This is a genomic window from Streptococcus sp. FSL E2-3488, from assembly GCF_038003585.1.
Taxonomy (GTDB): Bacteria; Bacillota; Bacilli; order Lactobacillales; family Streptococcaceae; genus Streptococcus; species Streptococcus thermophilus.
This window is the reverse complement of sequence record NZ_JBBOPL010000001.1, coordinates 438,696-450,978: the sequence shown is the minus strand read 5'-3', so window position 1 is coordinate 450,978 and position 12,283 is coordinate 438,696. Positions and strand designations below refer to the sequence as shown.

The 12,283-nt window shown below is 39.7% G+C and carries 12 protein-coding genes and 1 pseudogene; 3 read left to right on the top strand and 10 right to left on the bottom strand.

Annotated features, from left to right (window positions below; genetic code table 11):
- Positions 1-38: 38 nt before the first annotated feature.
- The 3 genes from MHH90_RS02460 to rpsP all read right to left on the bottom strand — a co-directional run bounded on the left by MHH90_RS02460 (position 39) and on the right by rpsP (position 1,988).
- Positions 39-1,301 carry a bifunctional folylpolyglutamate synthase/dihydrofolate synthase gene (locus tag MHH90_RS02460; protein ID WP_022097000.1) on the bottom strand — a complete coding sequence of 421 codons (1,263 nt, stop codon included), beginning with the start codon at positions 1,299-1,301 and terminating at the stop codon, positions 39-41.
- A gap of 154 nt (positions 1,302-1,455) precedes the next feature.
- Positions 1,456-1,704: a KH domain-containing protein gene (locus tag MHH90_RS02455; RefSeq protein WP_002951562.1), complete on the bottom strand. Its 249-nt coding sequence runs from the start codon at positions 1,702-1,704 to the stop codon at positions 1,456-1,458.
- 11 nt (positions 1,705-1,715) lie between these two features.
- Positions 1,716-1,988 carry a 30S ribosomal protein S16 gene (gene rpsP / locus MHH90_RS02450; protein ID WP_002884675.1) on the bottom strand — a complete coding sequence of 91 codons (273 nt, stop codon included), beginning with the start codon at positions 1,986-1,988 and terminating at the stop codon, positions 1,716-1,718.
- Between the two features lie 432 nt (positions 1,989-2,420).
- Between rpsP and tehB the strand changes: the two genes are divergently transcribed.
- Positions 2,421-3,299, top strand: coding sequence for an SAM-dependent methyltransferase TehB (gene tehB / locus MHH90_RS02445; protein WP_002951563.1), 879 nt, complete (start codon positions 2,421-2,423; stop codon positions 3,297-3,299).
- 469 nt (positions 3,300-3,768) lie between these two features.
- On the opposite strand, the gene MHH90_RS02440 is transcribed toward tehB, so the two are convergent.
- Positions 3,769-3,927, bottom strand: a complete 159-nt coding sequence (locus MHH90_RS02440; RefSeq protein ID WP_014727655.1) for a hypothetical protein — start codon at positions 3,925-3,927, stop codon at positions 3,769-3,771.
- A gap of 530 nt (positions 3,928-4,457) precedes the next feature.
- Here MHH90_RS02440 and MHH90_RS02435 point away from each other — a divergent pair.
- Positions 4,458-5,285, top strand: coding sequence for an exodeoxyribonuclease III (locus tag MHH90_RS02435; protein ID WP_011681485.1), 828 nt, complete (start codon positions 4,458-4,460; stop codon positions 5,283-5,285).
- Between the two features lie 73 nt (positions 5,286-5,358).
- On the top strand, positions 5,359-5,838 hold the full coding sequence (locus tag MHH90_RS02430) for a QueT transporter family protein (protein ID WP_002944734.1): 480 nt from the start codon (positions 5,359-5,361) through the stop codon (positions 5,836-5,838).
- On the opposite strand, the pseudogene MHH90_RS02425 reads toward MHH90_RS02430, so the two are convergent.
- From MHH90_RS02425 to MHH90_RS02400, 6 genes and pseudogenes are all read right to left on the bottom strand, one after another.
- Positions 5,816-6,653, bottom strand: a pseudogene (locus tag MHH90_RS02425) (transposase); the annotation flags it as partial. The gene MHH90_RS02430 and the pseudogene MHH90_RS02425 sit on opposite strands and share 23 nt — an antisense overlap.
- Positions 6,654-6,787: 134 nt before the next feature.
- Entirely contained in the window at positions 6,788-7,801 is a 1,014-nt protein-coding gene (locus MHH90_RS02420; RefSeq protein ID WP_004196827.1) for a diacylglycerol kinase, read from the bottom strand.
- A gap of 9 nt (positions 7,802-7,810) precedes the next feature.
- Complete coding sequence (ligA, locus tag MHH90_RS02415; RefSeq protein ID WP_024703971.1) at positions 7,811-9,769, bottom strand: NAD-dependent DNA ligase LigA; 1,959 nt, start codon at positions 9,767-9,769, stop codon at positions 7,811-7,813.
- A 50-nt stretch (positions 9,770-9,819) separates the two neighbouring features.
- Positions 9,820-10,329: a QueT transporter family protein gene (locus tag MHH90_RS02410; RefSeq protein WP_014608608.1), complete on the bottom strand. Its 510-nt coding sequence runs from the start codon at positions 10,327-10,329 to the stop codon at positions 9,820-9,822.
- A gap of 90 nt (positions 10,330-10,419) precedes the next feature.
- Positions 10,420-11,385 carry a YihY/virulence factor BrkB family protein gene (locus MHH90_RS02405; RefSeq protein ID WP_002946154.1) on the bottom strand — a complete coding sequence of 322 codons (966 nt, stop codon included), beginning with the start codon at positions 11,383-11,385 and terminating at the stop codon, positions 10,420-10,422.
- Between the two features lies 1 nt (position 11,386).
- On the bottom strand, positions 11,387-12,247 hold the full coding sequence (locus MHH90_RS02400; RefSeq protein ID WP_011226395.1) for a methionyl aminopeptidase: 861 nt from the start codon (positions 12,245-12,247) through the stop codon (positions 11,387-11,389).
- Positions 12,248-12,283 lie beyond the last annotated feature (36 nt).

Below are 12,283 nucleotides of genomic sequence, written 5' to 3'. Positions count from 1 at the left end.
TGAAGTATTATACGCCCCTAATTCTTATCCTTCAAGTCTTAAACAGCACTTTCCTGCTCTAAAATCCATTTTCGAACTTGAGAAATAAAATAAAGAGATCCTGTAATAACATAAAGTTTATCATCATTAGCAGTCACGTGTTCCTCAATCCATGTCTGGAAGTCTGACACTTGTTTATAAGTAACTGGGTACTTGTCCAATTTTACACTATTTGGATACTCAAAGCTTGTTACTGTCAAATCACCGACTGACTCTAACTGAGCCAACATACTATCAATAGGCTTAGTATCAATAGCTGCGAAAAGCAATTCGATATCCTTATCCGCATACTCTGACCTTAACAAATCAATTAAGACCTTAACACTTTCGTTATTATGAGCACCATCTATCATAAGATTAGGCATCAAGAACTCTGTCCGACCTAACCAACTAGCATGAGCCAGTGCATCCTTTATGAGTTCAGGAGTTACTTTAGGATAATCCTTTTGAAGCAAAAGACTAGCCATGATAGCCAAACTAGCATTTGCCACCTGATGTTGACCAGCCATAGCCAAGGCTATACCCTCCAACCTCTGCTCCTTGTAAATAAAATCAAAGGAATGGCTAGACCCTTCAGCGGTGAAATCTTTACCCAACTCATAGGTCTTAGAACCTTCTTCATTCGCCTTCTGTTTAAAAACATCTCGAACGTCAGTACGGTCAGTCGCATAAATAAAAGACGCTCCATTTTTTAAAACACCAGCCTTTTCTGTAGCAATTTCAGCATGAGTATTGCCCAAGACCGCCTGATGATCTAAGCCAATCGATGGACAGATGACCGCTAGAGGACTAAATAGATTGGTAGAATCATGCAGGCCACCCATTCCAGCTTCAATAAAAGCAATATCAACAGGATGGACTTGCCCAAAGTAGAGGAACATCAAGACTGTGATAATCTCAAACTCTGTCGCATTTTCGTGCTCTGTCTCTTTTGGGAGACGTTCAACCACCGGCTTAACACGCTCAACCAAGCCAAGTAGATTCTCTTCTGAAATCATCTGACCATTGATAGAAATGCGTTCTTTGAAATCAATAATATAGGGTGAGGTAAATGTTCCAACTTCATAGCCGGCTTGAGAAAAAATCGTTTGTAAGGCATTGACAGTAGATCCCTTACCATTTGTTCCCACAATATGCACAGCCTTAAGATTGTCCTGTGGGTTTCCTAGTTCTTCAAGCATCCAGGCCATACGTTCCAAGCCAGGTTTAATGCCAAATTTTAATTGACCATGAATCCAATCCAATGCTTCTTGATAAATCATAATTGCTCCTTTTTAAGCTAATGCTTTGACTTAGCCATTAAACTAACCATTAAACTAGTTTTTCTATGAGCCTAATACCACTTTAACCCTCTTATTATACCAAAGATTGCTAGCTACAACCAAAATATAAAAAAGGCAACCCTAGGGTCACCTCTTAAGCTTTCTCTTTTTCGTCAATAACAAGACGAACTTTTTTACCTTGAGTAGGTACCGAATAAACAATCGCTCTTATCGCCTTAATAGTACGTCCCTTTTTCCCGATAACACGCCCAATATCGGATGGGGCAAGATCAAGATGGTACTCCAAAAACTCAGGACCGTCAATAATCTTGATGGTCAACTGATCTGGTGAAGTAATTAAGGGGTTAATGATAGCGATAATAAGATTTTCAATGGTATCCATAGGCTAAAAAATTATTTTGAGAATTTTGATTCGTGGAATTTTTTCATAACGCCTTCTTTTGAAAGGATGTTACGAACTGTATCTGAAGGTTGTGCACCTTTAGACAACCACTCAAGAACACGTTCTTCTTTAAGTGTTACTTGGTTTTCTTCAACGAGTGGGTTGTAAGTACCAACTGTTTCGATGAAACGTCCATCACGTGGAGCACGTGAGTCTGCAACGTTAATACGGTAGAAAGGTTTTTTCTTAGAACCCATACGAGTCAAACGGATTTTTACTGCCATTTTAATTTCTCTTTTCTTTAGTTTTTTTATTATGGTGGAGGCACTTACTGCCTCTTTACCTTAACTAGTATACCATATCATTTTTATGTGTCAAGAAAAAAACTTGACAGATTTAAATTTTCTACAAAAAACTAGAGACAAGCTCTAACTTCCTTATAGGACTATTTCTTTGTAGTACTATTATGATTTTTTTCATAAGCCACCTTTGCTTCAGCATACTCGACTTCTAAGCCATTAACTGTCACTTTAGAAGCTTTCTCAGTTCATATATTTGAACTTTATCTTCATAAATCAATTTCATAATAAAAACACCCCAAAAGTTAGACTTTCTCTATCTAACTTTTGGGGTGCAGTTCAAGTTTGACTAGGCCTTTTTTCTTTTTCCATACTTTTGCTATAATAGAGCCATACCTATCAAAAGGAACTCAATATATGATAATAGATCAGCAACTTGTTTGCTACAAACGCCTTCCAAACTGGACAGCCACAACACTCCCAGAAATGGTGACTCAAAAACATAACACTAAGGTTGGAACCTGGGCTAAACTGACTATTCTATCAGGAACTCTTCACTTTTATGAATTAGATGAACAGGGAGAGATTACTGCAGAGCACCTCTTCACGCCTGAAACAGAAATTCCTTTTGTCGAACCACAATCTTGGCATCGAATCGCTGCTGCTTCAGATAATTTAGAATGCTATCTTTCCTTCTACTGCAAGCCAGAGGACTACATGGCTAAAAAGTATGATACTAAAGCCCACTCTGAGGTTCTTGAAGCCGTCCAGTCTGGACATATTAAACCTGGTCGTACCCTTGATTTAGGCTGTGGCCATGGTCGTAACGCTCTTTATTTAGCATCACTTGGACACGAAGTTACTGCCGTTGATATTAACAATGAAGCCACACAACGTATCCAAATGATTGCTGATGAAGAAAGTTACAATGTTAGAGCTGGCTACTACGATATCAATGTTTCTGCTCTTCCTGAGTCTGAAACCTTTGACTTCATCCTCTCAACAGTGGTCTTCATGTTCCTAGATCCTAATCAAATTCCAGCTATTATCCAAAATATGCAAGAGCGTACAGCCATTGGTGGTTACAACCTAATTGTTTGTGCTATGGATACAGAAGAACACCCTTGTACCATGCCTTTCCCATTTACTTTTGAAGAAGGCGAGTTGAAAAACTACTATAGTGACTGGGAATTAATCAAGTACAATGAAAATCTTGGTCACCTTCACCGTTTAGATGAGCATGGCAATCCAATCGCCCTTCAATTTGCGACCATGTTAGCCAAGAAGGTAACATAAGAACGAATGACTGTAAAAGAACTGATTACAGCTTGACTTATCTTCAAATTAAAAACTAGAAATCCAGCTAAATTTCTAGTTTTTAATTGTTTACAATATCTGCATCCCCTGATTTAAGGTCTGCGTTTTCTGTTTTTTTGACATAATACACGCGCTACTATTAGTAGTTGGTGAGTAAAGAACAATGGGCGTTTCGTCTTTTTTTAGTCGTAAAGAAACAGTGGTGAACAGAAGCATTTCCCCATCTCTCATAAACCGAAATAATGGTATACTCAGAATTGCTATTATTACCAGTTGTAGCCATAGGTTGCATCCAAAGACAGACCATTGTCCTACATCCAACGGATAGGCAAAGAAGAGGATTCATTGTAATTTCTTTGTATCTAGACTTATTCATCTACTTTCCCCAAGAAACAATCAAACTAGCAGATTGACTAGCCCTGTCATTGGACCAACTCAGATTTTCAGTCTAGGCTTCCTTGGCATGATTAGAATCAGGTGTATCAATACTTGCACTGCTAGATTCGTTTGGCTTATTATTTTCACTAGATGAAGTGATAGTATCCTCTGTTGATGCGAATATCAAGCTAGCCACTGTGAAAGATGACTTAGTCTCTTTATAGTTCAAGAGTCAGACTAATGGCTACTACGATTGCTACGAGGTATTCTAAGAGTGTATAGATATACTTATAATGTTTCGAGACTTCAATAAGGCTAAACTAATAAGCCAGTTGTAGTTCATCAGTTTTTGGCTTACGTCCCTGAACTTACTCTTAGCAGGGGGATTAAAGACTTATAAGAGCAGACAGATTCAGTCAAAAGAAGGAAATCAGGAAACCCATGATCAGTAGGAGACTGATTAAGGTTGTAGTGTAAGAGATACCTTGGATAAATCAGGAAGAAGAAACTCATCCCTGGAAAAACGACAAGAGGAAGCACTAGCCCCTGTAACCACCAAATCATAACACTAAGAATGATTTGTACAAAGAAGAAAACCAAAAACAAATCATAAATGCATATTTATTTTTTTCATTGATTGTCACCTCCATCTAGGTTAAGTATAGTCCTCCTATCTTCAATTATCAATCCCATAACTCGTCTGACATCCTATTTTCTGCTACAATAGAAAAAAACAATTCAAAGAAGGAAACTGTACATATGAAATTAATTTCTTGGAATATTGATTCCCTAAATGCTGCTCTTACCGGTGACTCTACGCGTGCTCAATTATCACGCGCCGTTATCGATACTTTGGTCACTGAAAATGCGGATATCATTGCTATTCAAGAGACAAAATTATCTGCTAAAGGGCCAACTAAAAAGCATTTGCAAATCTTAGAAGACTACTTCCCTGACTATGTCATTACTTGGCGTTCATCTGTTGAACCTGCCCGTAAAGGTTATGCTGGAACCATGTTCTTGTATAAAAAAGAATTGACACCAGTCATCACTTATCCTGAAATCGGAGCACCTTCAACCATGGATTGTGAAGGACGCATCATAACTCTCGAATTTGACACCTTCTTTGTGACACAGGTCTACACACCAAATGCTGGTGACGGGCTCAAACGTCTACTCGAACGTCAAATCTGGGATGAAAAATATGCGGATTACCTAGCTGAATTGGACGCTCAGAAACCAGTCCTTGCTACTGGTGATTACAACGTTGCCCACAAGGAAATCGACTTGGCCAACCCTTCAAGTAATCGTCGTTCACCAGGCTTTACAGATGAAGAACGTGCTGGATTCACTAATCTCCTCAATAAAGGTTTTATAGATACTTACCGTCACCTCAATGGTGATGTTACAGGTGCCTATACATGGTGGGCCCAACGTAGCAAAACATCTAAAATTAATAATACAGGCTGGAGAATTGACTACTGGTTGACTTCAAATCGTATTGCCGATAAGGTCATAAAATCAAACATGATTGACTCTGGTGATCGCCAAGACCACACACCTATTGTCTTAGAGATTGACTTATAAAATAACTCTAGACCTAACCCCCTAAAAAGAGTAGAACCGCTACTCTTTTACTTTACCCAACTAAGGAGAAATGATGAAAAATAAACTTAACCCTACACAAAAGCTTGTTCTCTCAGCTATTATCATGGCCCTATATATCGCCATTCTCTTTATTTCTCAAGCTATTTCCTTTGGTGCTGTTCAGATGCGTCTGGCCACGGCTTTATATGGATTAACCTATATCTTTCCATTTTTGGTTGTCCCACTCAGTCTCGCAAATGCTATTGCTAACTCTTTTGGTGGCCTGGGATTGATTGATGTTGTCGGTGGTTTCTGTGCCAGCTTTTTAGCAACTGGTAGCATCTACCTCATCCGTAAAATTAAGCTATCTAGCTGGTTTATCGTACTCCCAATCCTACTCGTTCCATCCTTAGTAGTACCAATATGGCTTAGTGCCCTACTTAAACTTCCTTATGTCGCTCTCGTTATTAACCTTATCTTAGGGCAATTAGTTCCTGCAATCTTGGGAGCTGTACTTGTACACGAGCTAGCTAAACGCGGATACAAAGACTGACAATCAAAAACATCTCTGCAATTGCAGAGATGTCAGAATAAAGACAAACATCAAAAACGATGTTTGTCTCTTTTTATATTCACACTAAATTCTTCCATAATCGAATAATATTGGGGTATTTAGATAAAATACCAGGTCTTTCCTACCATCATTTTTACCAATTTTTTGATATTTAAACATGCCAAAGTAAGCCCAACCTTATCTTCCATTTTGGACTTTCCTTTTTCTCTGGTATAACGCAAGTTGTGATATTCTTTAGATGTTCCGAATAATCATCCTATCGTTTCTTTACGGTGTTGATACCGCTCCTTCATCTCATTTTGATGACGAATATCTTCGCAGACTTCTAGGGCGTCTTTCCAAATATGACGCACAACAACTTTTTGGTTCTGGCGACTTTCAGTACAAATCGCTAACAAGAGATAGATCTTACAAATTTTGGAATTGCTTTTATATTCTCTATAACCTTCACGTGTCGTTGTACGATAAGTTAATACCTGGTTCTCTAGACAAAGATAGCAGTCAGAATACTCGTTATAGACAAAGTCTTTAAGACGTAGAAAGTCTCTCCTATCTCTTGGCCTAGTGTAAGGGAATACCGGTATAATCCAATTTTCTAAAAGAAACTTAGCAACACTAGGTGTTTTGTAGCCTGAATCCGCAATAATGAATTCAGGTGAGAAGGGCTCTAACTTGGCTAAAAGAGCAGGAAAGAACTGACTATCATGGATGTTATCTGCTTCAACTGTAAAATCCAAGGCCCAACCGTGTTTATAACAACCTACCTGAGCATTATAAGCAAAGACTTCCTTGTGAAACCTACCAACATCAAATACCTTTTTCTTTTATTATACTCCTTCAAATCAATAAAAGTCCCCAAAAGTATAACTTCTAAGGACTTTGTCTTCAATCTGAAGCAATCTGACCTAGGTTGCTTAAAAGATTAATATTAATCATTTTCGATTTTTTCAGCTTCTGTACTGAATTTTTGTACAATAGCTTCGAGAGCCAATTTGTCTGTATCGGGAAGCGTGATAGCATCATCAGAAATCTCATCAATATTAGCATAGAATTCAATGTGATTCTTAAGATTTTGGAGGTGAATTGGGGCATCGCCACCGTATTCCCCATCCAGATTGATCATCATACGATCTTCACCTAAAGGCTCGATATCTAGCGAACTTGTTTTGATATAAGCAACTCTCTTATCGTAGATGTGCTTGCCACCTTGAAGAACCTGACGAATAAGGTCAACCAATTCAAAGAGGTTGGCCGTTTTAACCATAATTAGGGTAAATTGACCATCATCCAATTTAGCATCTGGAGCAATCATTTCAAAACCACCAACTGAATTGGTCAAGGCAACGAAAATCATAGAAAGGTCGCCTTCAAAGACACCTTGATCGTGCGTAATGCGGACCGGAACTTTCTTAACTTGAGGAAGTAATTCGGCTCCCTTAACAAGATAGGCCAAATAACCAAGGACTGTCTTAAGTCGACTAGGAACACTGTAGGTTAGTTCCGTAAATGACCCTGCAGCCGCAATATTGATGAAGTATTTATCATCATAGGCACGACCAATATCCATCTGAAGGGTTTGATTTTTAGCAATAACCTTGGCTGCTTCAACAGGATTTCCCCTTGGAATCTTCAAGGCGCGTGCAAAGTCATTTGTTGTCCCTGTGGGAATAACAGCCATTTGAGGACGTTTATCAAGAGGGGCGATCCCAGAAACAACCTCATTAATTGTTCCATCACCACCAGCCGCAATAACCAAATCAAAGCCTGCTTCTGCTGCACGAGTGGCCTCATTTTTGGCTGAGTTCTCATCCGGGGTTGTTTGAAAAGCAGATGTCTCAAAACCAGCACCTTCCAGGATATCCAAGACCTCAGCAACATTTTTCTTCATAATTTCTTGTCCAGATGTTGGATTATAAATTAAGCGGGCACGTTTTTGTTTCATATTGAACTCCTATAAATCCAGCAACCAAGCCTCATCTTTTACTTCAATTCCTAGGCTTTGTGCTTTTTCCAACTTACTTCCGGCATCACTACCAGCAACCACTAAATCTGTTTTCTTAGAGACTGAACCCGTCACCTTAGCACCCAGGGCCTCTAGTTTTGCCTTCGCTTCACTACGTTTAAGATGCTCCAATTTCCCTGTCAAAACAACAGTCTTACCAGATAGAATGGCATCATCTGCTACTTTTTGACCAAGATAGGATAAATTAACACCATAGGATTCCAGTTCTTTCAGAAGAACTTGAGCCTCCTCCTTGGCAAAATAACGCTGGATTGACTTGGCGATAACCTCTCCCAAACCATCTACAGCAGCAATAGCTTGGACATCTGCACTTGCCAACTCCTTGATAGTTCCAAAAGATTCTAGCAATTGCTTACTAACTTTGGCACCAACATGGCGAATTCCCAAACCATAGAGCAGTTTCTCTGCAGAATTTTCTTTTGATGCTTGAATAGCTGCATATAGTTTTTCAGCTGATTTTTCCTTGAAACCTTCTAATTGGAGGAAATCCTGACTATTTAAACCATAGATATCAGCCACCTCTTTAACCAATTCAGCTTTAAAGAGTTTTTCAACCACTGAAGGTCCCATACCTGAGATGTTCATGGCATCACGAGAAGCAAAATGAATAAGACCTTCCTTAATCTGAGCAGGACAAGATGGATTGATACAACGTAGGGCTACTTCATCTTCAAAATGTAAGAGACCACTACCACAAGATGGACATTGACTCGGAACTGGCATCGCTTCTTGTGTTGTACGCTTACTTTCTACCACACGAAGAACAGCAGGGATAATATCACCAGCCTTATAAACAATAACGGTATCACCAATACGAATGTCTTTCTCCGTAATATAATCTACATTGTGTAGGGTAGCTCGGCTAACTGTTGTCCCGGCCAATTGTACTGGGGTCAAATTAGCCGTCGGCGTTACTACACCTGTACGACCCACCTGCCAATCAACCGAGAGAAGTTTTGCTTCCTTTTCCTCAGCTGGGAATTTATAGGCAATGGCCCAACGTGGTGCCTTAACGGTAAAGCCAAGTTCTTCCTGCATGGCCAAACTATTGACCTTGATAACAACTCCATCAATATCATAAGCCAAGTGATCACGATCTTGCCCAACAGCTTGAATAAAGTCCCAAATCTCATCCATCGATGATGTCACAATACGGCGTGGATTAACGGAGAAGCCAAGTTCTGCCACTTCATTCAAGACATCATTTTGTGTCAGGCGCTCAGTGGGACCAGCTTCTTGATAAAAGAAGGTGGCCAAACGACGCTCAGCAACTACTTTCGTATCTAATTGACGAAGAGTTCCTGCTGCAGCATTACGTGGATTGGCAAATTCGGCCTCACCATTCTCCTGGCGCTGGGTGTTGATGCGTTCAAACTCAGCTCGTGGCAAATAACACTCACCCCGAACGGTGATATTAAGCGGTTGATCCAACTTCAGAGGAATATCCGAGATTCGCTTAACATTTTCAGTGATATTTTCACCAACAGAACCATCACCTCGCGTTGCACCTACTTGAAGAATACCATCCACATAGGTTAGAGAAATTGAAAGGCCATCAATTTTGAGCTCGGCCATATAGTCAGCGTTAGGAAATTCGGACTTGATCCTCTTATCGAAGGCATCTAGCTCTTCTCGTGAAAAAGCATCCTGCAAACTATAAAGCGGATACTCATGTTGGTATTTCTCAAAACCATCAAGAACCAGGCCACCCACACGGTGCGTAGGGCTATCCGCCTGAACAAGTTCTGGGTGTTCAGCCTCTAAAGTTACTAACTCACGATAGAGCTTATCATACTCGGCATCTGACACCGATGGATTATCCTCGGTATAATACTCTTTTGCATACTGGTTAAGTTTGTCAACCAGCTCTTTCATTCGTTTTTCCATAGGAACATTTTAACATAAAAGCAGAAAAAAACGCCTTTACAGACGTTAATTTAAGAAACAAAATCGATTACTTTGGCTAATTTCTTGATAAGGACCGCACCAACTAAAAGTGATGCCAGTTCTCCTAAAGCGACAGTGAACCAAGTAGCCCAAAATGGCGCTTGAGCAACTAAGGACAACTCTGCAGCGATGGTCACCATGAAGAATGAGAAATAAAAGGCAAAATAAACATGAGCCTTATCAAAGAGACCACCCAAAATATCTTGATTCTTAAAGCGGTCAAAGAAATAAACACCTGAACCAACAAAAACTAGCGTTGAGAGACTGCCAACAACCACATCAATCATGTTAAAACTAAAGAAATTAGCAATCACACATCCCAAAGTAACAGCAATGATATACTTGCGATTATAAAATCCTAAAAGATTGAACATTTCCGCAATACGGAACTGGTAAGGACCATACGAAATCAAGTTGAAAGGTGGCACAATGGTCAAGACCACGTAAAGTGCCGCCACAATCGCAATATGTGTTAAATCACGAACAGTTTTGTTTTTCATCTTTTCCTCCATAAATGAGATGTTTTTCTACTAACAAGGACCAACTAATCCATCAAAAGAGCCTGGGCTTAGCCAAGCTCTCTTTATGCTCTATGACTTATCCCTATCATTTTTTGTTTTTTTGCTGTTACTACCGTCTCCAGAAAAACTCTGAATTATGGTAAGTACGTCACCCCTCCTACTGTGTAGTTCACCTTGTTTAAGTTCCTGATAGGTCGCATTAAAGACGGCACCAAAAATCAATATTCTAGCTAGGAAGATGAACCAAAGCATGAAGATGAAGATGAAAATCATAATCGATCCGAACAGCTTGATATCAATCAATCTACTCAAGGTATGAATCACGTAAGTTCCAAACAAATTGCTCAGATACCCAATCACCAAAGTCGTAAAGATAGTCCCTGGCATGATGTAGCGGATTTTTCGAATCTTTACATTCGGAAGAATGAAATAAAGTACCATCATTCCCAGGAAGACAACTGCAACACTCAAGGGCTGAATACTATTCAAAATCAGTTGAGTTAGGTTAGACCCAATAGGATAGGTCTGATTGATTACCCGAAGGACCGACTGAATAATTGTAGATAACATGAGCGCAAAGGTTAACAAAAACAAGATAACCAAACTCAAGAGTCCACCAATGATATGACTGATAAAGACATCACGGTGTTCTGAAGCACCATATACCTTGTCAATCGCTTTTTGAAGCGAAGATAAGGACTTAATCATGGTCCAAAATCCCGTCAAAGAGGCCACTCCCAACAACCGTCCAGAAGGTGTGGAGAAGATATCCTGAACAACATTAGCTGCAGGTGCATAAAAATGCTTAGGAAGATGCTCATTCATAAACTTCAAGAGATCAGTCGTATCAATATTCAGATAGGGAAAGACATTGGCAGCAATGACAATGAGCGGAAAGACCGTCAAAATCAAATAATAAGCCACAGCAATGCTAGAAATATCTATCTCAGCACTACGATAATGGCTAAGATAAACCTGAAAAGGGCGCCATTGAAGCTTATCTAGGAGACGGGCCATTATGCCTTGTCGTTTCATATTAATAAGTTCTTTCTTCCCCTTGAGAAGTCAAAATTACTGGACCATCTTTAGTAATTACAAATTGGTGCTCATATTGGCATGAAAGGCCACCGTCAAGTGTCTTATGAGCCCAACCAGTTTCAAGGTCTGTATCGATTTCCCAAGTTCCTGTGTTAATCATTGGCTCGATGGTCAAGACCATTCCTTCTTTAAGGCGAAGACCACGTCCAGCCACGCCATAGTTAGGAACCATTGGTTCTTCATGCATTGTTGGTCCAACTCCGTGTCCGACCAAATCACGTACGACACCATAGCCTCGACTTTCAGCGTATTCTTGGATAGCTGCACCGATATCACCGATACGATTACCAACTAACGCTTGTTCAATACCAAGATACATGGCTTCACGGGTTACTTCCATAAGGTTTTTAACCTCATCAGAAGGCGTTCCAATCGCATATGCCCAACATGAGTCAGCCAAACCACCAGCATATGATTCTGTATATTTTTTTACCTGGGCAACATTATCAAAGTCCAATTTTGATACATCAAGCACTGACTTATCAATAGGTTCTGACAAGACCATATCAACTTTCAAGAGGTCTCCATCTTTCAAAATATAATGACGTGGAAAAGCGTGTGCTACTTCATCATTAAGACTACAACATGTCGCATAAGGATAGTCCATGATGCTTCCTTCAACCCCAATCTGAAGTGGCAGAACATTTTCTTCTTTACAACGACGACGAACATACTCTTCTACTTCCCACATATCCACTCCTGGTTTCAAGAGATCACGTAGGCCAATGTGGATACTTGCAAGAAAATCTCCCGCTCTATCCATCGCTTCAATTTCACGTGCTGATTTCAGTGTAATCATTATTTTCTCCGTTTTCTTTATTTCTTTAATTTTAAA

Bases quoted from the DNA above. Each gene is read 5' to 3' on its own strand.
- MHH90_RS02460 (WP_022097000.1), bottom strand. From the start codon at position 1,301: ATGATTTATCAAGAAGCATTGGATTGGATTCATGGTCAATTAAAATTT.
- MHH90_RS02455 (WP_002951562.1), bottom strand. From the start codon at position 1,704: ATGGATACCATTGAAAATCTTATTATCGCTATCATTAACCCCTTAATT.
- rpsP (WP_002884675.1), bottom strand. From the start codon at position 1,988: ATGGCAGTAAAAATCCGTTTGACTCGTATGGGTTCTAAGAAAAAACCT.
- tehB (WP_002951563.1), top strand. From the start codon at position 2,421: ATGATAATAGATCAGCAACTTGTTTGCTACAAACGCCTTCCAAACTGG.
- MHH90_RS02435 (WP_011681485.1), top strand. From the start codon at position 4,458: ATGAAATTAATTTCTTGGAATATTGATTCCCTAAATGCTGCTCTTACC.
- MHH90_RS02430 (WP_002944734.1), top strand. From the start codon at position 5,359: ATGAAAAATAAACTTAACCCTACACAAAAGCTTGTTCTCTCAGCTATT.
- MHH90_RS02420 (WP_004196827.1), bottom strand. From the start codon at position 7,801: ATGAAACAAAAACGTGCCCGCTTAATTTATAATCCAACATCTGGACAA.
- ligA (WP_024703971.1), bottom strand. From the start codon at position 9,769: ATGGAAAAACGAATGAAAGAGCTGGTTGACAAACTTAACCAGTATGCA.
- MHH90_RS02410 (WP_014608608.1), bottom strand. From the start codon at position 10,329: ATGAAAAACAAAACTGTTCGTGATTTAACACATATTGCGATTGTGGCG.
- MHH90_RS02405 (WP_002946154.1), bottom strand. From the start codon at position 11,385: ATGAAACGACAAGGCATAATGGCCCGTCTCCTAGATAAGCTTCAATGG.
- MHH90_RS02400 (WP_011226395.1), bottom strand. From the start codon at position 12,247: ATGATTACACTGAAATCAGCACGTGAAATTGAAGCGATGGATAGAGCG.